This window comes from Kitasatospora humi, assembly GCF_020907985.1.
Classification (GTDB): domain Bacteria; phylum Actinomycetota; class Actinomycetes; order Streptomycetales; family Streptomycetaceae; genus Kitasatospora; species Kitasatospora humi.
This window is the reverse complement of sequence record NZ_JAJJPA010000050.1, coordinates 19,592-42,823: the sequence shown is the minus strand read 5'-3', so window position 1 is coordinate 42,823 and position 23,232 is coordinate 19,592. Positions and strand designations below refer to the sequence as shown.

At 73.7% G+C, this 23,232-nt stretch carries 17 protein-coding genes and 1 pseudogene; 7 read left to right on the top strand and 11 right to left on the bottom strand.

What is annotated here, in order from left to right; translation table 11 throughout:
• Positions 1 to 124 precede the first annotated feature (124 nt).
• A complete protein-coding gene (locus tag LN042_RS30675; protein WP_230054685.1) occupies positions 125 to 985 on the top strand; it encodes an SDR family oxidoreductase in 861 nt (286 codons plus the stop codon).
• Between the two features lie 67 nt (positions 986 to 1,052).
• Here LN042_RS30675 and LN042_RS30670 read toward each other — a convergent pair whose 3' ends face one another.
• Positions 1,053 to 2,471 carry a uracil-xanthine permease family protein gene (locus LN042_RS30670; protein WP_230054684.1) on the bottom strand — a complete coding sequence of 473 codons (1,419 nt, stop codon included), beginning with the start codon at positions 2,469 to 2,471 and terminating at the stop codon, positions 1,053 to 1,055.
• Between the two features lie 72 nt (positions 2,472 to 2,543).
• Complete coding sequence (locus tag LN042_RS30665; protein WP_230054683.1) at positions 2,544 to 3,488, bottom strand: NADP-dependent oxidoreductase; 945 nt, start codon at positions 3,486 to 3,488, stop codon at positions 2,544 to 2,546.
• Positions 3,489 to 3,599: 111 nt separating this feature from the next.
• On the opposite strand from LN042_RS30665, the gene LN042_RS30660 reads away from it, so the two are divergent.
• Positions 3,600 to 4,004 (top strand): winged helix-turn-helix transcriptional regulator, encoded by a 405-nt coding sequence (locus LN042_RS30660; protein WP_230054682.1) that lies wholly within the window; start codon positions 3,600 to 3,602, stop codon positions 4,002 to 4,004.
• Positions 4,005 to 4,014: 10 nt separating this feature from the next.
• Here the strand turns inward: LN042_RS30660 and LN042_RS30655 are convergent, their stop codons facing one another.
• The 3 genes from LN042_RS30655 to LN042_RS30645 all read right to left on the bottom strand — a co-directional run bounded on the left by LN042_RS30655 (position 4,015) and on the right by LN042_RS30645 (position 9,320).
• The gene (locus tag LN042_RS30655) at positions 4,015 to 7,665 is read right to left on the bottom strand and encodes a tetratricopeptide repeat protein (RefSeq protein WP_230054681.1); all 3,651 of its coding nucleotides are present in this window, start codon (positions 7,663 to 7,665) and stop codon (positions 4,015 to 4,017) included.
• 5 nt (positions 7,666 to 7,670) lie between these two features.
• Entirely contained in the window at positions 7,671 to 7,997 is a 327-nt protein-coding gene (locus LN042_RS30650; protein ID WP_230054680.1) for a trypco2 family protein, read from the bottom strand.
• A gap of 108 nt (positions 7,998 to 8,105) precedes the next feature.
• Entirely contained in the window at positions 8,106 to 9,320 is a 1,215-nt protein-coding gene (locus LN042_RS30645; protein WP_230054679.1) for a threonine aldolase family protein, read from the bottom strand.
• A gap of 318 nt (positions 9,321 to 9,638) precedes the next feature.
• Here LN042_RS30645 and LN042_RS30640 point away from each other — a divergent pair, with 318 nt between their 5' ends.
• Complete coding sequence (locus tag LN042_RS30640; RefSeq protein ID WP_230054678.1) at positions 9,639 to 10,556, top strand: M23 family metallopeptidase; 918 nt, start codon at positions 9,639 to 9,641, stop codon at positions 10,554 to 10,556.
• Between the two features lie 6 nt (positions 10,557 to 10,562).
• Here LN042_RS30640 and LN042_RS30635 read toward each other — a convergent pair whose 3' ends face one another.
• Positions 10,563 to 11,180, bottom strand: coding sequence for a TetR/AcrR family transcriptional regulator (locus tag LN042_RS30635; RefSeq protein ID WP_230054677.1), 618 nt, complete (start codon positions 11,178 to 11,180; stop codon positions 10,563 to 10,565).
• Positions 11,181 to 11,353: 173 nt separating this feature from the next.
• Here LN042_RS30635 and LN042_RS30630 point away from each other — a divergent pair, with 173 nt between their 5' ends.
• Positions 11,354 to 12,925 (top strand): MDR family MFS transporter, encoded by a 1,572-nt coding sequence (locus LN042_RS30630; protein ID WP_372495849.1) that lies wholly within the window; start codon positions 11,354 to 11,356, stop codon positions 12,923 to 12,925.
• Positions 12,926 to 12,988: 63 nt separating this feature from the next.
• Here the strand turns inward: LN042_RS30630 and LN042_RS30625 are convergent, their stop codons facing one another.
• Positions 12,989 to 13,912, bottom strand: a complete 924-nt coding sequence (locus LN042_RS30625; protein WP_230054676.1) for an iron-sulfur binding domain-containing protein — start codon at positions 13,910 to 13,912, stop codon at positions 12,989 to 12,991.
• A 134-nt stretch (positions 13,913 to 14,046) separates the two neighbouring features.
• On the opposite strand from LN042_RS30625, the gene LN042_RS30620 reads away from it, so the two are divergent.
• A complete protein-coding gene (locus LN042_RS30620; protein ID WP_230054675.1) occupies positions 14,047 to 14,916 on the top strand; it encodes a hypothetical protein in 870 nt (289 codons plus the stop codon).
• Positions 14,917 to 15,158: 242 nt separating this feature from the next.
• Here the strand turns inward: LN042_RS30620 and disA are convergent, their stop codons facing one another.
• Both disA and radA read right to left on the bottom strand, forming a co-directional pair.
• Positions 15,159 to 16,217 (bottom strand): DNA integrity scanning diadenylate cyclase DisA, encoded by a 1,059-nt coding sequence (gene disA / locus LN042_RS30615; protein ID WP_230054688.1) that lies wholly within the window; start codon positions 16,215 to 16,217, stop codon positions 15,159 to 15,161.
• A 167-nt stretch (positions 16,218 to 16,384) separates the two neighbouring features.
• Positions 16,385 to 17,890, bottom strand: a complete 1,506-nt coding sequence (gene radA / locus LN042_RS30610) for a DNA repair protein RadA (RefSeq protein ID WP_230054674.1) — start codon at positions 17,888 to 17,890, stop codon at positions 16,385 to 16,387.
• Positions 17,891 to 18,047: 157 nt separating this feature from the next.
• On the opposite strand from radA, the gene LN042_RS30605 reads away from it, so the two are divergent.
• Entirely contained in the window at positions 18,048 to 19,766 is a 1,719-nt protein-coding gene (locus LN042_RS30605) for a BACON domain-containing protein (RefSeq protein ID WP_230054673.1), read from the top strand.
• Positions 19,767 to 19,957: 191 nt separating this feature from the next.
• Positions 19,958 to 21,001 (top strand): NAD-dependent epimerase/dehydratase family protein, encoded by a 1,044-nt coding sequence (locus LN042_RS30600; protein WP_230054672.1) that lies wholly within the window; start codon positions 19,958 to 19,960, stop codon positions 20,999 to 21,001.
• Positions 21,002 to 21,098: 97 nt separating this feature from the next.
• On the opposite strand, the pseudogene LN042_RS38245 reads toward LN042_RS30600, so the two are convergent.
• Positions 21,099 to 21,761 (bottom strand): annotated as a pseudogene (locus LN042_RS38245) (bestrophin-like domain); the annotation flags it as partial.
• 314 nt (positions 21,762 to 22,075) lie between these two features.
• Entirely contained in the window at positions 22,076 to 23,185 is a 1,110-nt protein-coding gene (locus LN042_RS30590) for a family 2 encapsulin nanocompartment cargo protein polyprenyl transferase (protein WP_230054671.1), read from the bottom strand.
• Positions 23,186 to 23,232: the final 47 nt, after the last annotated feature.

Sequence of the window (23,232 nt, the reverse complement as noted above, 5' to 3'; positions counted from 1 at the left end):
CCGGAGCGGTGAGCCCGGCTGATCGAACGAGGGCGAATCGGCCCTTGATCATCCAATGGCTCGCTGTGATAGTCTGGTTGACTGCTCATCAGGTCAGTCGCCGGTACGAGCGGGGGAGACATCCGTGATCGTGGTCACCGGTGCCACCGGCACCGTGGGGTCGAAGGTCGTCAGCGGGCTGCGCGAGCGCGGCGAGAGCGTGCGCGCGCTGGTGCGCGACCCCGGGTCGCGCCCGGCCGGATGGGACGAGGGCGTCGAGGTGGTGGCCGCCGACTACACGGACCCGACCTCGCTGGACACCGCCCTGGCCGGTGCCGACGTGATCTACCTGCTGGTGGCCGTGCACCCCGAGATGGCGCAGCACGAGATCAACGTCATCGACGCCGCGGTGCGCACCGGTCTGCGGCCGCGGATCGTGCTGCACGCCGCCGCCGGGGTGGAGGTCAAGCCCGAGGGCGTGCGCTTCCTCTCCGCCCACGTGACGGGCCACGCCCACCTGCAGGCCGGCGGACTGCCCTGGACGGTGCTGGCGCCCAACGGCTTCCACCAGAACTTCCTGGGCATGGCCGCCGCGGTCAAGGCCGGCCGGCTCACGGCCGCCGCCGGGGACGCCCCGGTCTCTTGGGTGGACGCGCGGGACGTCGCGGAGGCCGCCGTCGCGGTGCTGACCACGGACGGGCACGAGGGCGCGGTCTACACGCTGACCGGTCCGGCCGGGCTGACCCACGATGAGATCGCCGACCAGCTGGGCGCCGTGGCCGGCCGCACGGTGGCGTACCAGGCCGTCGAGCCGGAGGCCGCGCTGGCCGGCATGCTGGCCGCCGGCTGGGACCCGTGGCGCGCCGAGGGCCTGATCGAGCTCTACACCTTCTACGCGGGCGGCGGCGCGGGCGCGGTCACCCACGACGTCGAGAAGCTAACCGGGCACGCTCCCCGCTCCTTCGCCGACTTCGCGGCCGACCATGCCGCGGTGTTCCGGGGCTGACGCGACGTGGCCGCGCACCCGTCCACCCGGGTGCGCGGGCGGCCACGACCGGCTGGGCGCTGATCCGCTAGGCGCGCCCCTCGCCGGACGATGAGGCCTCACCGGACGAGGAGGGGCCCTCGTCGTAGGAGGAGGTGCCCTCGTCGAACAGCGGTTCCTGGGCCTTGAGGTGCGCGGGAGCGAGCAGCCGCAGCCCGTGGTAGCCGATGACGACGACCAGCGTGCCCAGCGCGATGCCGCTGAGGCTGAAGTTGCTGGAGAACTTCATGGTGACGTTGCCGATGCCGATGATGATGCCCGCCGCGGCCGGTACCAGGTTGAGCGGGTTGCGCAGGTCCACGTTGGACCGGCTCCAGATCTGCGCACCGAGCAGGCCGATCATGCCGTACAGGATGACGGTGATGCCGCCGAGCACCCCGCCGGGGATCGCGGCCACGATCGCGCCGAACTTGGGGCAGATGCCGAAGAGCAGCGCGAAACCGGCGGCCGCCCAGTAGGCGGCCGTCGAGTAGACCCGGGTGGCGGCCATCACACCGATGTTCTCCGAGTACGTGGTGTTGGGCGGGCCGCCGACCGCGGTCGAGAGCATGGAGGCGACGCCGTCGGCGGAGATCGCCGTGCCCAGCTTGTCGTCCAGCGGGTCGCCGGTCATCTCACCGACCGCCTTGATGTGTCCGGCGTTCTCCGCGACCAGCGCGATCACCACCGGCAGCGCCACCAGGATCGCGGACCACTGGAAGGACGGGCCGTGGAAGGACGGCAGGCCGATCCAGTCCGCCTTGCCGACGCCCGAGAGGTCGAGCCGCCAGTGGTCGGTGAGCTTGCCACTGGCGTCCACCGAGTGGATCTCCCCGAAGATCCGGTCGAACGCCCAGGAGATCCCGTAGCCGAAGAGCAGGCCGAGGAAGATCGCGATGCGCGACCAGAAGCCGCGCAGGGCGACCACGGCCAGTGCGGTGAAGAGCATCACCAGCAGCGCCGTCCACTGGTCCTGCGGCCAGTAGACCGACGCGGTCACGGGGGCGAGGTTGAAGCCGATCAGCATGACCACCGCACCGGTCACGATCGGCGGCATCGCCGCGTGGATGATGCGCGCCCCGAACCGCTGGACCGCGAGGCCCACCAGGAACAGCACCACGCCGACCACGAACACCGCGCCGGTCACCGTCGCACTGGTGCCGCCCTGCGCCCGGATCACCGCGGCGACGCCCACGAAGGAGAGCGAGCAGCCGAGGTAGCTGGGCACCCGGCCGCGGGTCGCCAGCAGGAAGATCACCGTCGCGACGCCGGACATCATGATCGCGAGGTTGGGGTTGAGGCCCATCAGCACCGGCGCCACGAAGCTCGCCCCGAACATGGCCACCACGTGCTGGGCGCCGAGGCCCACCGTGCGGGGCCAGGAGAGCCGTTCGTCGGGGCGGACCACCGCTCCCGGCGCGGGCGTGCGCCCGTCACCGTGCAGCTTCCAGCGCACGCCGAAGTCCATGATGTGGCTTCACCTTCTCTGAGTCGCGGGAGTCCCGTCCGGAGCCATTCTCTCCGGTCGGGAACACCTCACTCAGGGCACCAGGACCAGCCGCCCGCGCAACCCGCCCCGCGCCAGCCGCCGGTGCGCCTGCTCCGCCGCCGCCAGCGGCAGGGTGTCCGCCACCCGCAGGGTCAGCTCCCCACGGGCGGCCAACTGTGCCAGCCGCCCCAGCACCGCCCCGTCGGCCGCGATCCAGACCGTTCGCACCCGGATCCCCCGCAGCCCCACGGGCGCGTCCCCCGCCACCGAGACGAAGGCGCCCCGGTTGCGCACCGCGCCCAGCGCCCGGATCCCCAGCAGCGCGGCGTCGAGCGCGCCGTCCACCCCGCCGGGCACCAGCCCGCGCACCGCCGCCGCCAAGTCGCCCGTCTCGCGGTCCACCAGCCAGCGGGCCCCCAGCGCCCGCACCGCGTCATGGTCCGCCGCGCCCGCCACCGCGACCACCCGCAAACCCCGCTGCCGGGCCGCCAGTTCGACCGCGAAGCCGCCGACCCCGCCCGCCGCACCGGTGACCAGCAGGCTCGCCCCCGCCGGCAGGTCCAGCAGGTCCAACGCCTGCTCGGCCGTCAGCCCGTTCAGCGGCAGGGTGGCCCCCGCCGCCGGTGACAGCGCGGCGGGCAGCGGGGCCACCGCCGAGGCGTCCAGCACCAGTTGCTCCGCGTAGCTGCCGAGCGGCACGTCCAGCCGGTCGCGCAGTCCGATCACCCGGTCACCGACGGCGAATCCCGAGGTGCCCGGCCCCAGTTCGGCCACCGTTCCGGCAACGTCCCAGCCGATGCCGACCGTTGACCCCGCCGGCGGCGGCATCAGGCCGATCCCGGCCAGCGCCCCCGACCTGGTCGCCGCGTCCACCGGGTTCACGGCCGCCGCGGCCACCTCGATCCGCAGCTGCCCCGGCCCGGGGGCCGGTACCGGCACCTCGACCTCCGTCAGCGCCCCCGGCCCGCCGAACTCCCGCACCACCACTGCGCGCATGTCAGAACTCCCGTCACCGTCCGCCCTGTTGCAGCTAACCTAAGGAGAGTTACGCTCTGCCGGAAAGAACGCACCTCGAAGTGCGTACCGCACCCTCAGGAGAGCTTCACCATGGCCACCAGGACGGCCGCCCAGCAGCGCGTCGACGCCAAACTGCGCTACGACGCATATGTGGCCGAGTGCCCGACCCGCCACCTCCTCGACCGGATCAGCGACAAGTGGACCAGTCTGCTGATCAACGCGCTCGCCGAGCAGCCCCGGCGATTCGGCGAACTGTCCCGCCGTGTCGCGGGGATCAGCCAGAAGATGCTCACCCAGACGCTGCGCAACCTGGAGCGCGACGGCCTGGTCTCCCGCACCGTCACCCCGGCGGTCCCGGTCCGGGTGGAGTACGCGCTCACCCCGCTCGGCCTGGACCTACTGCCGGTGATGCAGGCGATCAAGGCGTGGGCGGAAGCCAACATGGAGGAGGTGCTCGCGGCACGCGCCGACTACGACTCGGCAAACGGCTCCTGACGACCATCGGCTAAGGGCTGCTGCGCGGCCGACGGCGGACCGGGTGGGCCTGCCGGTTCGCCGGGTCCAGGCTTTCCCGCACCGCCAGCGTCAGCGGATGGTCCGGGCTGAGATGGGTCTCGCACAACGCCAGGGTGCGCCCGGCCAGTTCGGTGGCCTGCCTGGGGTCCTCGGCCGCCCAGTAGGCCAGTGCCAGCTGGTGCCGGGTGCGCAGGGTGTCGGGGTGGCGCTCGCCGAGCAGCACCCAGCGGTCGCCGAGCACCCGGGAGAGCAGGTCGACGGCGCGCCGCGGCTCGCCGCCGACCCGCTGCGCCACCCCGAGCTCGTGCCGCAGCGACAGCGGCTCCGGATGGCGTTCGCCGAGCGCCCGGTGGGCCCGCTCCAGGGTGGCCTCCAGCAGGCCGAGCGCCAACCCGTGCTCGCCCTGGCCGAGGTAGGCGACCGCGAGGTGGCGGCGGGCGGTGAAGGTGGCCGGGTGGTCCTCGCCGAACAGCCGGGTGCGGGCCTGGTCCACCGCCTCCAGGATCGGCACGGCCTTGAACAGGTCACCCGCCTCGGCATAGGCGTTGGCCAGCCGCAGTGCGGCGGTCAGCGTGGTCGGGTAGTGCTCGCCGAGCTCGCGGGCCGAGTCCGCCTGGATCTGCTCCAACGCCGGGATGGCCCGGGTCAGGTCGCCGGCCTCGGCCTGCGCGGCGGCGGCGTCGATCCTTATCACCAGGGTGTCCGGGTGGTCCTCGCCGAGGGCGCGCTCGGCATCCATCAGCAGCCACTCGAAGTTGGTGATCGCCTTGGCCAGTTGGCCCGCGTCGCGCTGTGCGGCGCCGAGCCGGCCGCGGGCGGCCAGCGCCTCGGGGCTGTCCCGGCCCTTGAGTTCCTCGGCCTCGGCGATCAGGCGCTCGAACAGCGGCAGCGCCCGGCCGAGCGCACCGGCCTCCAGGTAGGCGGCGCCCAGCCGGCTGCGGATCTCCAGCAGGTCGACGGCGGCGGCCCGGGCCTCGGCGTCGGCCAGCAGCTGCTCGTAGCGGGGCAGCGCGCCGGCCAGCGCGCCGGACTCCAGGTAGGCGTCGGCCAGCCGCAGCCGCGCGGCGAACGTGTCCGGATGCCCCTGGCCCATCAACTGCTCGGACAGTGTGACCAGTTGCTCCAGTGCGGGGATCGCCTGCGCCAGGTCGCCGGCCTGCTGGTAGGCCCGGGCCAGCACCTCGCGGGAGGCCAGCGCCGGCTGTCCGCCCTGCTCGGCGGCGATCCTGGCGTTGATCGCGACCAGCCGGTCCAGCGCCTCCGGGCCGCCCATCCGCTCCAGCAGCCGGACGACCAGCCAGAGCGGCAGATCGGTGTCGGGGGTGAGCAGCGGCAGCAGGTCCTCGCCGACCGCGTAGAGCGCCTGCCATTCGCGCGGCTCGTAGGTGGCCTCCTCCTCGCGCGGGAACATCTGCAGCATCGGGCGCAGTTGGGCCAGCACCTCGGCGCGGACGGTCTCGTCCAGCACCGAGGCGTAGGGCAGGCAGCCGGCGGCGATCAGCCGGATCCAGCGGGCGGCGCGGGCCTGCGGGCCGGCACTGGCGGCGGCCAGCAGGCGGCGCAGCAGCACGGCGCGGTCGCGGTGCGAGCAGTGGCCGACGGCCATCCGGACCACGTCGGCCCACTGCTCGTCGGCGGCGCGGCCGGCCAGCAGCCCGAAGTCCCGGTCCTCCATGAACTCCCGGGCGGCCAGGTAGTCCTGGAAGGTGCGGTGGACGAACTCGAAGGTGGCGACGCTGGTTTCGGTGAGCAGTCCGGTGCGTTCCACCAGGTGGCGCAGCACCTGCTCGGCGCCGAGGCTGCCACGGGCCGCGGGCAGGCTCGGCAGCACCTGTTCGATCTGCCGCAGCGCGTCCTCGTGGTCGCCCTCGTGCTGGCCGTTGAGCACCAGCCAGGCCGCCATCCGCTGCAGCAGGGCGAGTTGCTCCTCGCGGCCGAGCTGGCGGCCCTCCGGCAGGGCGGCGATCCGGCGCTGCTTGTCGCGGCGGAGCAGCAGCATGTCGAGGGCCGACTCGTAGACCTCCATCTTGCGTTCGGGCAGTCCACCCTCCCACTCCCGGTGCAGGGCGCAGATCATGGCGCAGAGCAGCGGGCTGTCGGTGAGCAGGTCGAGCTCCGGGGACTGCCGCAGGGCGCGCCGCAGCGCGTCCGTCATCTCTCGGAACCGTCCCTCCAGGGCGGCGAGTTCGGCAGGGGTGGGATCGTCGGTGGCGTCCCGTTCGGCGGCGAGGGCGGCCTGGTGCCAGCGCTCCACGAAGCGGCTGCGGTCCCACTCGTCCATCGGGCAGAGCATCAGCTCCTCGAACCGCTGGCGGTGCAGCCAGTCGGCGGGAACGCCGGTGGGGCGCACGGTGACCAGGGTGAAGCAGTTGGGGTAGAGCTCCAGCAGGTCGGCCAGCCATTCGCCGGCCTCGTCCCGGTTCTCCTGCGGGATCTCGTCCAGGCCGTCGACCAGCAGGATGGCCCGGCCGGCGGTGAACAGGCGGTCGGCCCAGCCCGGGGGTTGGTCGGCGGCGACCGGGCTGCGGTCCATGGCGAGGAACTCGGCGGGGCGCGGTTGCAGGTTGCGCAGTTGGAACATGGTGCGCAGCCGCAGCAGGAACGGCACCCGGTAGTTGAGTTCGGCGAGTTCGCCGACCAGGCCGCCGGAGACGGCGTTGACGGCCAGCCACTGCAGCAGGGTGGTCTTGCCGGAGCCGGCCTGGCCGCGCAGCAGCACCCGGCGGCGGTCCTTGAGCAGGCTCTCCACCCGGCCGCGCCGTCCGGTGCGGTCGAGCAGCGGTTCGCCGGTGCCGGGGGTGCGCTCGGCGTTCGGCTGACGCTCCGTCACCTTGAGGGCTTGCAGGCTCAGGTAGGCGGTGCCGAGGTCCCAGCGCAGTGGCTGCGGTAGCCCGAAGATCTTCAGTCGGCCGTGCTCGCGCCGGATGCTGCGGGCGTACTCCTCCTCGAACTCGGCGTCCTGGCGCTCGCGTTGGTCGATGCCCTGGACCCGGATCGGGGCCGGCAGCCGGCGGGCGAGCAGTGCGGTGAAGTCCGGGTCGGCCAGCAGCGGGGCAAGTAGCACCAGGCCGAGTTGGGAGTGGTGCCAGACGCCCGGTGCCACGTCGGCGGTGGCGAGGCCGAGCAGCAGGTTGTTGAAGACCACCGGGGCGCCGGACATCCCGGACCACGGCGAGTCCGCGCCGGTGACCGGGCCGGGTGGCTGGTGCTGGGTGGCCAGCACGTGCCGGCTGGTGCCGAGACCGGTCGCGGGGGCCAGGGTGCCGACCAGTTGGTGGCTGCGCAGTACTCCGCCGTCCTCCCGGCCGGCCGCCGGGTAGCCGATCGCGTGGCAGAGCGGCACCGGTTCCAGGTCGTCGATCCGGCCCCAGCGCAGTTCCCCGAAGTCGGCGGCGATCTCGGGCCTGACCAGGTCGCCGGCGGCAAGCAGCACGGCGACGTCGGCCTCGGCCGAGAGCCACAGCGGAGTGCAGCGCATCCAGCCGCGTCCGCCCGGCACGGCGGCCTCGATCACCCCCGGCGCGGCCGTCCCGGCCCGTCGAGGAGCCAGCAGATGGGCGGCGGTCAGCACCACTCGGCCGGAGAGCAGCACCCCGCTGCCCTGACCGACGGCCCGGACGGCCGCGATCCGCTGGGCCACCAGGCTCAATGGAAGCCCTCGCGGCTGCCCAGGTCGTCATTGCCGACCAGCACGTTCCCGCCAGTGACGGTGTCCAGGGGAGTGAGGGTGACGGTCACCCGGTGGGCCCGGGTCTGCGCGGCGCCCGCCTCGACGCCGGCCGACAGCACCCAGGCGCGGACCTTGCCGTCGGCCCGCGCGTCCCGGCGCAACTCGACGGAGAACTCCAGCTCCACGGTGCCGACCTCGAACCTGAACCGCTCGCCGGCGGCCCGTTCGGCGGCCGCGGCCACCTCGCGGCGGACGGCCTCGACCGCCTCGGCGAGTTCGATCTGCGGCTGCTGCTCGCTCACTCGTTCCCCCTGCTGACCCGACGTCAATTGGCTTGATACCCACGGTTCGGCGACGGATCACCAGGGTTGACGATGTACCTTCGACCGTCAAGCGCACCCCCGGGCGCGCTATCCGGCGGCGGCGAGCCGGTCGACCTCGGCCAGGAAGCCGCCGGCCGACTCGGCCACCTGCTCGGCGGTCCAGGCCAGCGCGGGCGCCAGCGCGGTCAGTTCGGTCATCGACAGGCCGGGCAGCGGGCCGGTCCACCAGGAACCGAAGAGCCCGTCACCGGTGCGGGCGCAGTGCCGCAGCCCGGCCTCGGCGAGCAGTTCCGGCGGATGCGGCAGCCAGAGCTGGAACTGGTGGGTGTGCGGCGGGTCGGGGTGGATCCGGGCGCCGGGCACCGCGCGGATCACCCGGCGCAGCCCGTCGGCCAGCACCCCGGCCTGCGCCAGGTAGCCGGGCAGCCGGGGCAGCTCGCGGCCGAGCGCGGCGCGGGCGGAGAGCACCGCTGGCCACTGCTGGTAGAGCTGGCCGCCGTAGCGGTGGCGCCAGACCCTGGCCTCGGCGACCAGGTCCGCGGGTCCGGCGAGCGCGGCGCCGCTGATCCCGCCGAGCGCCTTGTAGAACGAGACGTAGACCGAGTCGCCCAGGTCGGCCAGCTGGTGCGGGGGGCGGCCGTAGTGGGCGGCGGCCTCCCAGAGCCGGGCGCCGTCCAGGTGCACCACGGCGTCGGCGGCTCGGGCGGCCGCGGTCAGTTCGAGCAGCTCCGACCAGGCGGGCAGCACGAAGCCGGCCGCCCGCAGCGGCAGTTCGACCAGCAGCACGCCGTAGGGCTCGTCCAGGGCGCGCAGTTCGGCGGCGGTCGGCAGCCGGGGCGCGGTGGTCGGGAAGACGGTGTCCAGGCCGGTGAGGCGGCGGTAGGCGCGGCGCTCATGGGTTTCGATGTGCGCCAGCGGGTGACTGGCCACCAGGCTGCTGCCGCACTGCCGGGCCCAGCAGCGCAGCGCCACCTGCTGGGCCATGGTGCCGGTGGGGAAGAAGGCCGCTGCGGGCTTGCCGAGCAAGTCGGCGACCTGGTGTTCCAGGGCGGCGACCACGCCGTCGCCGTAGAAGTCGGGGCGTTCGGCCGGACCGACGCAGGCCCGGGCGTCGGCGCCGAGCTCGGCCAGGCGTTCGTGGAGGGTGACCGGTCGCGGGCCGGAGAGGATCCGGTCGGCGGCCCGCCAGAGGGCGAAGCGGCGGTCGTCGGGGCCGGTGTAGGGCGAGGCGTCGCGTGGCAGCGAAGCGTTGCTCCCAGGCGCGGCGGTGCGTTGCAGCGAGACTTTGCTTTCTGCGCTCATCCCTCGATGGTCCGCCCGGGTGGCGGCGGCGGGAACGGTCGTGCGTGGACCGGCGCCGGGGCGCGATCGCGGGTGGCGCTGCTCACAGCCGCCGCGGCCGATACGGATGCCGGTAGTACCGGGCGGGCCCCGGCGGAGCGCCTCGGGGAGCGGGAACGAGCCGCCGATCGGCCGCCACCGGCGGCGATCGCCACTACCCCTCGTAGTAGCCGGGCGGATTTCACTCCCTCCTCACCGACGGTTACACCTGTGTGGTCCCCTACCCCAGTGCGCTGCCGGCCGGCCGCTGGTCCGAACCGCTGCGAGGTCGAGCACGGCATGCCCACCCCCACCCCCGTCCGTTCCCGGGTCGCCCGGCTGCTCAGCGGTTCCGGCCGGCACGCCCGGCCGCGCGCGCCCTGGGCGCCGCGCCTTTCGTGGCCGGGCATCCCGCGAAGACTGCCGCGACACCGGGTGACCGCGCTGCGCCGGGACCCGTACGAGGTCTTCCGCGGTCCGCACCGGCGGACCGCGGTCACCTCGACGGCGGCCGGCGCACTGCTGCTGGGTGTGACGCTGGCCGCGGTGCCCGGCAGCGCGGTGGCGCGGACGGTGCGGCCGACGACCCCCGGCCCCTCCGCGTTCACCGCCGCTCGGCTCCCGTCGTCACCCGCGCCGGTGGTGCAGGTGGCAAAGCCGGGCCCGTACCGGATGCCCGGCGGGGCAGCCGCCTCCCGGGCGGCGGTCGCGGTGGCGGCCAACCTGGCCGGGGCGAGCACCGGCGCGCCCGCCCCCGGGCCCGCGGCGCAGCCCACGCCCCCGCCTGCTCCCGCACCACCGCCCGGCCCGGCCTGGTCGGCCCCCGCACCGGGCGCCCCGGTGTCCGAGCCGTTCGGCGTGCCCGACCGCGCGTACGCCGCCGGCTACCACACCGGCGTGGACTTCGCGGTGGACACCGGCACCCCGCTGCTCGCGGTCGGCGACGCCACCGTGGTCTCGGCCGGCTGGAACGGCGCCTACGGCAACGAGGTGGTGCTGCGGCTGTCCGACGGCAGGTTCGCCCAGTACGCCCACCTGTCAGCGTTCGGCGTGCGGGCCGGCGAGCGGGTGACGGGCGGTCAGCGGATCGGGGCCGCGGGCAGCACCGGCAACTCCACCGGACCGCACCTGCACTTCGAGATCCGCACCGCCAACCGCTACGGCGCGGTGATCGACCCGGTCGGCTACCTCTCGGGGCACGGGGTGAGCGACTTCTGAGCCGGCTCAGCCCCGGGCGGCCACCGGCTTGATCGGTGCGGCGATCTCCAGGCCGACGGTGGTCGCCGCCCGCATCACCTCCGCCAGCGCGGTCTCGTCCTCCACGGCGTGGTCCGCGGCGAGGTCCGAACAGTCGTGCTTGAGCAGGAAGAACGCCGAGTTCACCGAGAAGAGCGCCATGGTCGCCCGCAGCTTGTCCTCGAACGAGGCGCCCGGGCCGTGCACCAGGCGGATCATCCGGATCATCCGGTCGCGGAACTCCAGCCCGGCCTGCGATTCGCGCAGCGCCGGCTGGTTCTCGTGGAAGAAGCGCAGCAGCGGAGCCCGCTCGACCATGCCGGCGGCGAACCGGCGGACCAGCTCGTCGCGCACCTCGGGCGACCAGGCCCGCTCCTCGCCCCAGGCGATCGCCTCGTCGATCGGCACGGCCATGGTCTCGACGATGCCGTGGACGATGTCGTCCTTGGTCTTGAAGTGGTAGTACAGCGCTGCCTTGGTGACGCCCAGTCGGTCGGCGATCTCCCGCAGCGAGGTCTTCTCGTACCCGTGCTCGGAGAACATCTCCAGCGCCACCGCGATGATCCGCGCGCGGGTGTCGCTGCGGGGGCCGTGGGTCGTACTCATGGGCTGACTGCCTGCCTAGCTCGCTGCGGACTGGGAGCTGCCGTAATCGGCTTGACTCCCGACTACCCAGACCTTACCGTGCCATCGATTACTAAACTAGCCGGTCGGCAAGTAAGGTTTGGCGAGGGGCCGCGAGTCGCAGGCCCGACAGGCGCACCCGGGAGACGCACACCATGGCACAACAGCAGGTCGACGCGACGGCGGAGACTCCGCCCGCAGGCGTTGGGGAGGACGAGCGCCCGCAACGATCGCCGCGCGAGATACGTCTGGTGATGATCGGCCTGGTCATCACGATGCTGCTCGCGATGCTCGACAACCTGATCGTCGGCACCGCGATGCCGACCATCGTCGGCGACCTCGGCGGCGCCAACCACCTGTCCTGGGTGGTCACCTCGTACACCCTGGCGACCGCCGCGGCCACCCCGATCTGGGGCAAGCTCGGCGACCTCTACGGCCGCAAGGGCACCTTCCTCACCTCGATCACCATCTTCCTGGCGGGCTCGGCACTGGCCGGCCTGTCGCAGAACATGAACGAGATGATCGCCTTCCGGGCCCTCCAGGGGCTGGGCGCCGGCGGTCTGATGGTCGGCGTGATGTCGATCATGGGTGCGCTGGTCTCGCCGCGCGAGCGCGGCAAGTACCAGGGCCTGTTCGCGGCCGTGATGGCGCTGGCCACCATCGGCGGCCCGCTGCTCGGCGGCTTCATCACCGACCACTTCAGCTGGCACTGGATCTTCTACATCAACATCCCGCTGGGCGCGATCGCGCTGGCCGTGGTGACCGTCACCCTGCACCTGCCGAAGTCCCGCTCCACTGCGAAGATCGACTACCTCGGCGCCCTGCTGCTCACCACCGGCATCACCTCGCTGGTCCTGATCACCACCTGGGGCGGCACCCAGTACGCCTGGGGCTCCAAGCACATCATCGGCCTGGCGGTGCTGGCCGTGGCCTCGCTGATCGGCTTCTGCTACGTCGAGCAGCGGGTCTCGGAGCCGATGCTGCCGCTCGGCCTGTTCCGCAACCGCGACTTCACGGTGGTCTCGATCATCGGCTTCATCGTCGGTTTCCAGATGTTCGGCGGCGTCACCTTCCTGCCGCAGTACCAGCAGATCGTGCAGAACGCCTCGGCCACCAACTCCGGCCTGCTGCTGATGCCGATGATGTTCGGCATGCTGGTGGTCTCGCTGGTGGTCGGCCAGATAGTCACCAAGACCGGCAAGTACCGGATCTTCCCGATCGTCGGCACCGTGGTGATGGGCGTCGGCTCGTTCCTGCTCTCCGGCATGGGCACCGACACCAGCCGCCTCACCTCCGGCATCTACATGGCGGTGCTGGGCGCCGGCATGGGCTTCCTGATGCAGATCACCATGCTGGTCGCGCAGAACAGCGTCGAGCTCAAGGACATGGGCGTGGCCAGCTCCACCGCCACCCTGTTCCGCACCATCGGCGGTTCCTTCGGTGTGGCGCTCTTCGGCGCCATCTACACCAACCGGATGAAGGACACCCTGGCCAAGGCCCACCTGCCGAGCAGCGGCGGTTCCACCGCGGACCTGACCCCGGCCCGGCTGCGCACGATGCCGATGGACAGGCAGATGATCATCCACCACGGCGTGACCAACGGCATCCACTCGGTCTTCCTGTGGGCCGCCGCGATCAGCGTGCTCGCCGTCGCGGCCTCGCTCTTCCTGCGCGGCGCCCCGCTGCGCGGCGCCGGCAAGCCGAGCGTGGAGGCGGCGGCTCACTGAGCCCCCGAAGCTGAGGCCCTCCGCTCCAGGGATCGAGCGGGGGGCCTCGTCATGTCCGGGGGGTCACTGCGGCAACCGGAAGTACCCGTCGGCGAGCGGCTCGACCAGGCCGTCGGCCACCAGACCGTCCAGCGCCCGGTCCCGCTGGATGTCGTCCGGCCAGACCACGTCCAGCCGGGCGCGCGCCACCGGCCCGTGCTGCGCCCGCAGCACGGCGAGCAGCTTGCCGCGCACCTGGCGGTCGGTGCCCTCGTAGCTCTGGCCGCGCCGCGCCGGCCCTTGGTGCGGCGGGCAGCCGGCCCGCTGCCAGGCGCACCGGGCGCGCAGCGGGCAGCCCCCGCACTCCGGCGAACGGGCGGTGCAGACCAGGGCGCCCAGCTCCATCACGCCCACCGCCCACTCCGCGGCCACCTCGGCGGCGTCGGGCAGCAGCTCGGTGGCGACCCGGCGCTCGGCGGCGGTGGTCGCGTTGGCCGGGTACTCGACGCCGGTCACGGCGCGGGCGAAGACCCGGCGGACGTTGGTGTCCAGCACCGCGTGCCGCTGCTTGAAGGCGAACGAGGCGACGGCCGCGGCCGTGTACTCGCCGACCCCGGGCAGCGCCAGCAGCTCGGCGTGGTCGTCCGGCACCCGGCCGCCGTGCCGCTCCACGATCGCGGTGGCCGCGGCGTGCAGCCGCAGCGCCCGCCGCGGATAGCCCAGCCTCCCCCACATCCGGACCGCCTCACCGGGCGCGTCGGCGGCGAGGTGGGCCGGGGTGGGCCAGCGCTCCAGCCAGGCGGCGTAGGCCGGCAGCACCCGCTTCACCGGGGTCTGCTGCAGCATGAACTCGCTGACCATCACCGCCCAGGGCGAGGCCTCGGGGGTGCGCCAGGGCAGGTGCCGGGCGTTCTCCCGGTACCAGTCGAGCACGATCGAATGCAGCAGCGGCGCGGGCGTTTCCACCGGCGGCAAGGCGCCGGTGCGGGGTGCGGAGATGGTCGGCATGGCGTCCTCGATCCTCGCACAGTCCGGCGACGGCCCTCCCCCGAAGGGGCGAAATACCGGATGATGTGAAAGATCGGCCTCGGATGGCGGTGTTGGTGCACAAGCGGGTACCCCACCTCTTATAGATTTTGCTCGTGCCTTCACTGCGACAGCCCGTCGGACCACTGCCCGCCTCGATCTACTGGCGACGGCGGCTGGTTGTGCTCGCCGCCCTACTGGTGGCGGTCGCCCTGCTCGCCTGGCTGACGCTCGGTCAGGACGGCGGCAAGCAGAAGGCCGCCCAGCCCGCGCCGGCCTCCGCCTCCCCCAGCGCGCCCGGTTCGATCACCCCGGGCGCCACCCCGACCGGCCCGGCGATCTCCAGCGTCCCGGGCGGCAGCGGCGGCGGGTCGACCGGCGGCGCGTCCAACGGCGCCACCGGCGGGGGCGGGAACGGCGGCGGGTCCGGGAACGGCGGCGGATCCGGGAACGGCGGCAACGGCGCCGGCCCGTCGGCGGGCACCGGCGGCGGCAGCGGGGGTTCCTCGACCGGTGGCGGCAGCGCCCCGCCGATCAACACCGCCGAGGTGATGGCGCTGCCGATCTGCACCGCGGGCCAGCTGAGCCTGCAGCTGACGGTCGTCGGCGGCGGCCTCCAGAACGCCTACCAGCCGAACCAGAAGCCCACCTTCGAGCTGAAGATCCACAACGTCTCCGGCACGCAGTGCCGCGTCGACCTGAGCCAGGCCGCCTCCTCGATCACCATCTGGAAGGGCGGCGAGCACATCTGGTCCTCCGCCGACTGCACGACCGGCAAGCAGGGCCGCTGGGTGCAGGCCCCGGCCAGCGACCTGACCGAGACCTTCGACTGGGACCGCAGCCGCAGCAAGCCGCAGTGCGCCACCTCCGGCGACACCTCACCGGTGCCGAACGACACCTACCTGGTGCAGGCCGACCTCACCGGCCCGGCCGGCGGCCCGGTGGTGGCTCGCGCCTCGATCCAGCTGGTGCCCGGCGGCAGCTGAGCGGTCGTCAGGCGCGGCGCCTCGTCGGGAGGTGCCGGGCCTGACGCGGTGCCGGACGGGCGCGGGAGGGGTTCGCCGCACGGGCGCGGGAACGTTCACCGGACCGGCGCAGGGACGGCTCGCCGGGCAGGCGCGGGAACCGGACCGGCGCAGGGACGGCTCGCCGGGCAGGCGCCGGAACGTTCACCGGACGGGCGCCGGAACACTGCAGGAACGTTCGGGCGCAGCCCTCCGGGACCGGTTCAGACGTAGCGCTCCAGGATCGAGGACTCGGCGAGCCGGGAGAGCCCCTCGCGCACCGAGCGGGCCCGGGTCTCGCCGACGCCCTCGACCGCCTGGAGGTCGTCGATGCTGGCGGCGAGCAGCTTCTGCAGCCCGCCGAAGTGCTCCACCAGGCGCTCGATCACGGTGTTCGGCAGCCGCGGGATCTTGGCCAGCAGCCGGTAGCCGCGCGGCGAGACGGCCGAGTCCAGCGACTCGGGGGAGCCGGAGTAGCCGATCGTCTTGGCCACCGTCTGCAGGTCGAGCAGCTCGGCGTGGGTGAGCGTCTCCAGGTCGGCCAGCACCTCGGCGACCGTCCGGCCGCGCTTGGCGGCCCGCTCCGGGAAGTAGTCCCGGGCCACCAGCTCGCGCTCCGGCTCGACGCCGGCGATCAGCTCGTCCAGCTGGAGCGAGAGCAGCCGGCCGTCGGTGCCGAGCTCCAGCACGTAACCGGCGATCTCCGCGGCGATCAGCCGCACCATCTCCAGCCGCTGCGCCACCGCGGTGACGTCCCGGACGGTGACCAGGTCCTCGATCTCCAGGGCGGAGAGGGTGCCGGCCACCTCGTCCAGGCGCAGCTTGTACCGCTCCAGGGTGGCCAGCGCCTGGTTGGCCCGGGAGAGCACGGTGGTGGAGTCCTCCAGCACCCGGCGGGCGCCGTTGACGTACATCGCGATCAGCCGCATCGAGTGCGAGACGGCGACCACCGGGAAGCCGGTCTGCTTGTTCACCCGTTCGGCGGTGCGGTGGCGGGTGCCGGTCTCGTCGGTCGGGATGTCCGCGTCCGGCATCAGGTGCACGCCGGCCCGGACGATCTTGGTGATGTCCTTGTCCAGCACCACCGCGCCGTCCAGCTTGCACAGTTCGCGCAGCCTGGTCGCGGTGAACTCCACGTCCAGCACGAAACCGCCGGTGCAGAGCGACTCGACGGTCCTGTCGAAGCCCAGCACGACCAGCCCGCCGGTGTTGGCCCGCAGTACCCGCTCCAGGCCGTCCCGCAGCGGGGTGCCCGGGGCGATGGCCTGAAGGGAGGAGCGCAGCAAGGCCTCCTCGCGGGGGGACTTCTCCGCCCGGTCGCTCGCTGCCACGGTGACTCCTCCGGCCCCGATCCGGACCGAATCTCAGCCCCGGTCCCTCGTTCGCTTCTGTCCGATCTGGTACTGGACAGGACAAAGTCTACGGTGCAGCAGCACTGACGGTGCCTCGGTCAGACCAGTTCGTCCGAATCGACCGGGTCCCAGCCGTCCATGAGCTCATCGGCGTAGGCCACGGGCGGCGGCACCGGACGGGGCTGCTCGGGGGCCGGCCGCTGCTCGGCGCGGGGCCGCCCGGCGGACCGGCGGCGGCCCGGGACGGCCCGCAGCGCCTCACCGATGTCGGCCACCTCGACCACCTTCATGCCGGGCGGCACCTTGCCCGGGTCCGGCGGCACCAGGGCGTGGGTGAAGCCCAGCCGGTGCGCCTCGGCCAGCCGGCGCTGCACCCCGGTCACCCGCCGCACCTCGCCGGCCAGGCCCACCTCACCGATCGCCACCAGGTTGCTGGGCAGCGGGTTGTCGGTGGAGGAACTGGCCACCGCGAGCGCCACCGCCAGGTCCGCCGACGGCTCGGTGAGCTTCACCCCGCCGACGGTGGCCGTGTAGATGTCCTGCTTGCCGAGCTTGATCCCGCCGTGCCGCTCGACCACCGCAAGGATCATGGCGATCCGCGGCGACTCCAGGCCCGAGGTGGTGCGGCGCGGCGAGGGGATCTGCGAATCCACCATCAAGGCCTGCACCTCGGCCACCAGCGGACGCTTGCCCTCCAGGGTGACGGTCAGGCAGGTGCCGGCCACCGGCTTGTCCCGGCGGGTCAGGAAGAGGCCGGACGGGTCGGCCAGCCCCTCGATGCCCTCGTCGTGCAGCTCGAAGCAGCCGACCTCATCCGTGGCGCCGTACCGGTTCTTGACACCGCGGATGATCCGCAGCCGGGCGTGCCGGTCGCCCTCGAAGCTCAGCACCACGTCGACCAGGTGCTCCAGCAGGCGGGGGCCGGCGATCTGGCCGTCCTTGGTGACGTGGCCCACCAGCAGGGTGGCCATGCCGCGCTCCTTGGACGCCCGGATCAGGGCCCCGGCCACCTCGCGCACCTGGGCCGGGCCGCCGGGCGCACCGTCCAGCTCGGCGGAGGCGATGGTCTGCACCGAGTCCAGGATCAGCAGGCCCGGGCTCACCTGCTCGATGTGGCCGAGCACGGCGCCCAGGTCCTGCTCGGCGGCCAGGTAGAGGTGGTCGGAGAGGGCGTTGATCCGGTCCGCCCGCAGCCGCACCTGGCCGGCCGACTCCTCACCCGTGACGTAGAGCGTGCGGTGCTGGGAGGTGGCGGCCTTGGCGGCCACGTCCAGCAGCAGGGTGGACTTGCCGACGCCGGGCTCACCGGCCAGCAGCACCACCGCGCCCGGCACCAGGCCGCCGCCCAGCACCCGGTCCAGCTCCGGCACCCCGGTGGAGCGGGCGGTCGCCACCTGGCCGTCGACCTGGCCGATCGGGCGGGCCGGGGAGCTGACCGGGCCCGCGGCGGTGGTCCGGATCGGCACCGCGCCGTACTCCTCCACCGTGCCCCAGGCGTTGCACTCCGGGCACCGGCCGACCCACTTGGGCAGCTGGTTGCCGCACTCCGTGCAGCGGTAGGCCGGGCGGGGCTTGGCGGTGGTCTTCGAGGTGCGGGCTGCCATGCGCGCCACGGTAGCGGGTGCCACCGACAGCGCGGTGCCACGGGCCGGCGGTCCGGTTGCCCGGGACGTCACGGGCAAGGCGCTCCTGCCACCCGAAAGGAGTACAAGGGCGGCGATGCTCCGGGGCCTGGCGGGCCCACTCCCTACTGTTCGACCCGTGACCTCCGAGACGATGCTCACCAGCTACGGCCGCCGGCTGGACGGCCTCTACACCTACTGCCTGTCCGTGCTGTGCGAGCGCCCGGCGGCCGTGGCCGCCGTCCTGGAGGTGCGCGAGCTGGCCCGGGCCGGCGGCGCGGGCCGCATCGCCCCCGCCCTGCACCGCGCCTGGCTCTACTCCGCCGCCCGCTACGCCTGCGTGCGCCGCCTCCCCGGGGCGGGCGGCGCGGCGGCCGACGAGCTGGCCGGGCTCGCCTGGCCGGAGGCGGCCGGTCTGCCGGCCGAGCAGCGCGAGGCCCTGGAGCTGTCCCTGCGCCACGGGCTGGACGAGGCCGAGCTCGCCGCCGTCCTGGACCTGCCCGCCGCCGAGGCGGCCGCGCTGCTCGCCGCGGCCCGCGCGGAGCTGGCCGCCACCCGCCGGGCGCTGCTGGTGCTCGACAGCGGCGGCTGCCCGGAGCTGGCCCGGCTCGGCGGCACCCGTGACGGTGCGCGCCGCCCGCCGGTCCTGGGCCCGGCCCTGCGGCGGGAACTGGTGGGCCACCTGCCCGGCTGCCCGACCTGCCGCGGCATCGCCGACCGGGCCGACGCACCGGTCGCCGAACCGCGGCTGCTCCCGGCGCCGGACGACCTGCACCAGGCCTTCGACCCCGCCGCGCCGCTGCCCCGGGTGCACTTCGACCCGGCCGGCTTCCCGCGCCACCGCACCCCCGGCCCACTGCGGGGGCACGGCTGCGAGCTGCCCGCACGGCTCGTGCTGGCGCGTCAACGGGCGCTCACCACCGGCGTGTTGGCCGCGGTGCTGGCAGCGCCGCTGACCGCGTTGTGGGTGGCGCACCAGAGCGGCAGCGCCACGACGGGGGCCGCCGCGGTCTCCTCGGTCCGGGTGGACACCCCGGCCCCGGAGGACGACGGCGTCCCCGCGCCGCTCGCCCCCCGGCCGGCACCCACCCCGGGCACCGCCGTCCACGGCCTGCCGGCCGCCCTGGTGGGGACGAGCACCAATGGTGCAGAAACGTTGCTGCCCCCGGTGCTGGGGGCCGCCGTCCCGGTACCGGCGCCCGGCGCCGTCCCGATCTCCAGCCCGCTGCTGCACCCCGTACCGCTCCCCGCCGCCGACGCGCTGCGGGTGGAGGCGGCCGGTTACGGCAACCGAACGGTGCTCACCCTGACCAACACCGGCACGTCCCCACTCGACTGGCACGCCGTGCTCAGCTGCGACTGGCTCCGGCTGAGCCGGGACTCCGGCACCCTGGAACCCGGCCGGCGGATCACGGTGACCGTCACGGTGGACGATCAGCACGCCCCGGTCGGCGACTGGACGGCGCAGATCTCGCTGCCGCCCTCCCGCGCCGTGGTCACCCTGTCCGGCGGGCCGGGCCTGCGCGGGGCGCCGAGCCCGGCGGCGTCCTCGCCGAGCGGCTTCACCCCCAGCCCGAGCGCGAACCCGAGCGGCAGCGCCAGCGCGATCCCCTCGGACGGCGCGAGCGCCGGCAGCAGCGCCAGCACCGCGCCGAGCAACAGCGCCAGTCCGAGCGCCAACCCGACGTCCGGACCGCCGACCGGCCCCTCGCCCGCGTCGCCCAGCGCATCGGCCGGCAGCCCGTCGATCACGCCGTCCACCCAGCCGACCGTCGCACCGACGCCTTCCGGACCGACCGGCGCGCCCGCTCCCGGCTCCACCACGTTCACACCTTCGCCCTCGTCACCCACGCGCTGACAGTCCCGGTACTGTCCCGTCGCCCATCTGTTGGACTCCCCAGCTCAGCCCCAACGTTGCACCCAACAGATGAGAAGCCGATGACAATCCGCCCCCGGGCGGCCCCGCACCTGCTTCGCCGCGGGCGAACAGGCTGAGCCGACCGCGAACGGCCGTCCCCCGGCGAGCCGTTGACCGGCATGCTCACCCGCATGCGAATCCTGATTCTCGGCGGCTCGGTCTTCCTCGGCCGCGCCTTCGCCGTCGAAGCACTGGCCCGCGGCCACCAGGTCACCACCTTCAACCGCGGCCGGTCCGCGCCGGACCTGCCCGGGGTGGCGGCCGTTCGAGGTGACCGCGCGGTGGCCGAGGACCTGGCCGCGCTGGTCGACGGGCAGCCCGGGGACGCCCCCCGGGCGCCGTCCGGCAGGCGGTGGGACCTGGTGATCGACACCAGTGGCCAGCAGCCGCACACCGTGCGCCGCTCGGCCGCGCTGCTGAAGGACCACGCGGACCGCTACCTCTTCGTCTCCTCGGTGCACGCCTTCGCCGACTGGCCGGCCAAGCCGGTGAACGAGGACTCGCCGCTGCACGAGTGTCCGGCCGACTCCCCGCCCGACCTGCCGGTGGACAACGCGCTGAAGGCGGGCTGCGAGCGGGCCGTGCTGGCGGAGTTCGGGGCCGAGCGCTCGCTGCTGCTCAACTGCGGCTTGCTGGTCGGGCCGCACGAGAACGTCGGCCGACTGCCCTGGTGGCTGGAGCGGATCGCCCGCGGCGGCCGGGTGCTCGCGCCCGGCCGGCCCGACCTGCCGATCCAGCTGATCGACGCGGCGGACTTCGCGGTCTTCGGGCTGGACCTGGCCGAGCGGGGCGACCACGGCAGCTTCGTCACCACCGCGCTGCCGGGCTCCAGCAGCTACCGGCGGATGCTCGCGGCCTGCGTGGAAGTGACCGGCTCGGACGCCGAGTTGGTGTGGGTGCCGGACCAGGAGCTGACCGCCGCCGGCATCGAGATGTGGTCCGAACTCCCGCTCTGGGCCCCGGAGGACGGCGAGGCGGCCGGCATCTGGCAGGCCGACAGCGGCAAGGCGGTGGCCGCGGGGCTGCGGTGCCGACCGATCGAGGAGACGGTCGCGGCCACCTGGGCGTGGCTGCGGGAGCGCGGCCCGCGGAACACCCCGTACTTGCAGGGCGACAAGCCGCTCGGGATCGATCCGGAGAAGGAGCGGCGGATCCTCGCCGCGCACCCCGGTTGATTCCCCGCGGCGGTGGTAGCCGTTGCAGGAAGACGTCGAAGGCGGTCGGTTTCACCGCCGTGACGCCGGTGAAGGGGAAGTTCATCTCCTTGATCACCAGGAGCGAGACCACCACCAGGGCACCCAGCGACAGGATCATCAAGGTGTGGGCCAGGGTGTTGGAGAGCCCGAAGAGGAAGGTGAAGCCCACCGTGAGCACTCCGCCCACGATCAGCGCCACCCAGAGCAGCACCGGGACTTCGTCGTCCACCTGGTTGAGCCTCTCACGGCGCTGCGAGGCCAGGTCCTCCAGGTGGCTCACCGCGTGGTCGTAGAGCACCTGCTGCGTGGGCCCGTCCGGCTTCATCGAGAAGACGCTGTCACGGATCTGGTAGACCAGTTCGGTGGCCTCCGGGTCGCTCTTGTGATGCGCCATCATCGGCCACTCGGTGTCCTCGACGGTCCGGGCGTAGGCGAGGGTCTGCTGCTCCAACTGCGGGCCGAGCGGCGCGGGCAGTTCCCGGGAGATCCAGTAGATGTCGGCCAACGCGTCGGCCTCCTGGAAGGTGGTCCTGCGGGCCGCGTCGTTGTTGTCCCAGACGGTGACCACCACGAAGGCGAGCAACACGGCGTAGAGCACGCCGACGGCGGCGAAGATGAACCCCGCCACGTCGTTGTGGGTCTCCCGGACGTGGTGCGGGACCCAGCGTTGCAGCAGCTTGAGGGCGACGGCCAACAGGGCCAGCACGATGACGGTGATGCCGATGTCGGCATAACTCATGGGGTGAGCCTTCTGCGTCAGGGCAGCGCGGTACCCAGGGCCGGCTGCGGCAGGTGACGGTGAACTCGGGTGAGGGAAACGGGGGACGCCCGCAGCGGAGCGGGCCAGGCGGATGCGGCGGATGTCCGACGGTTTGCGGCGAGCGTCCAGCGGGATGCGCGGGCGTTCGACGGGTTGCGGCGGGCGTCCAGCGGGATGCGCGGGCGTTCGACGGGTTGCGGCGGGCGTTCGACGGGATGCGCGGGGTCGGGGTCGGGGTCGGGGTCGGGGTCGGGGTCGGCCGGCGGTCGATGGCGGTGCCGGCCAGCGGACGGTCAGCGGTTGCGGCGGGTGACCAGTTCGGCGAGGGCCAGCAGGTCGTCGGTGGCGGACGGCTCGGGCACGGCCAGGGCCAGGTGCTCGATGGCGGCGGCCATCCGCTCGCAGGAGGCGCCCTGCGCCCAGGCGCGGCCGCCGGCCCGGTCCACCGCGGCGGCGGCGCGGCGCACCTCTGCCGGGGTGAGCGGCCGGTCCAGCGCGTAGATCTCGGCGAGTTCGGCCCCGGCGGGAGTGCCCGAGCCGAGCGCGGCCACCACCGGCAGCGATTTCTTGCGGACCAGCAGATCGGCACCGGCCGGTTTGCCGGTGACGGCCGGATCCCCCCAGATGCCGATCAGGTCGTCGATCAGTTGGAAGGCCAGGCCGATCTGCCGGCCGAAGGCGTCCATCGCGTCGGCGGCCCTCTGGTCGGCCCCGCCGTAGAGCGCGCCGATGGCACAGGCGCTGCCGAGCAGGGCGCCGGTCTTGGCCTCGGCCATGGCCAGGCACTCCTCCAACGAGACCGCGCTGCGCTGCTCGAAGGCGCAGTCCGCCTGCTGGCCGCCGCAGAGCTCGACCACGCAGTCGGCCAGCCGGCGCATCGCGGGACCGGCCGCCGGATGGTCGTCCCCGGCCAGGGTGCGCAGCGCCAGTGAGTGCAGCGCGTCGCCGGCCAGGATCGCCTCGGTGGCGCCGAACACCCGCCAGGCGGTCGGTCGGTGACGGCGCGTTTCGTCCCGGTCGATCACGTCGTCGTGGAGCAGCGTGAAGTTGTGCACCAGCTCGACGGCCGCGGCCGCCGGCACGGCGGTGGCCGGCAGCCCCGCGGTGCCGGCGCTGGCACAGGCCTGGGCCGCGGCCAGCACCAGCGCCGGGCGGATGGCCTTGCCGGAGTCGGCGCCGGCGGGCGAGCCGTCGGCCTCGCGCCAGCCGAAGTGGTAGGCGGCGATCCGGGCCATCGACTCCGGCATGGTGTCGACCGCGGCCCTCAGCGCCGGGTCGACCGCGCTGCGGGCTCGGGCGAGCAGTTCGGCGGCCTGGTCGTCGTCACGCGGCGCCACGCGGCCCAGGCCGACCGCGCGTTCCTCCCGATGGTTCTCGCCCCGGTTGAGCGTATCGGTGCCCATGGGTTCCGGCCCCCCAGAAAATCGGTCATTGGTTTGATCGGCCCCCG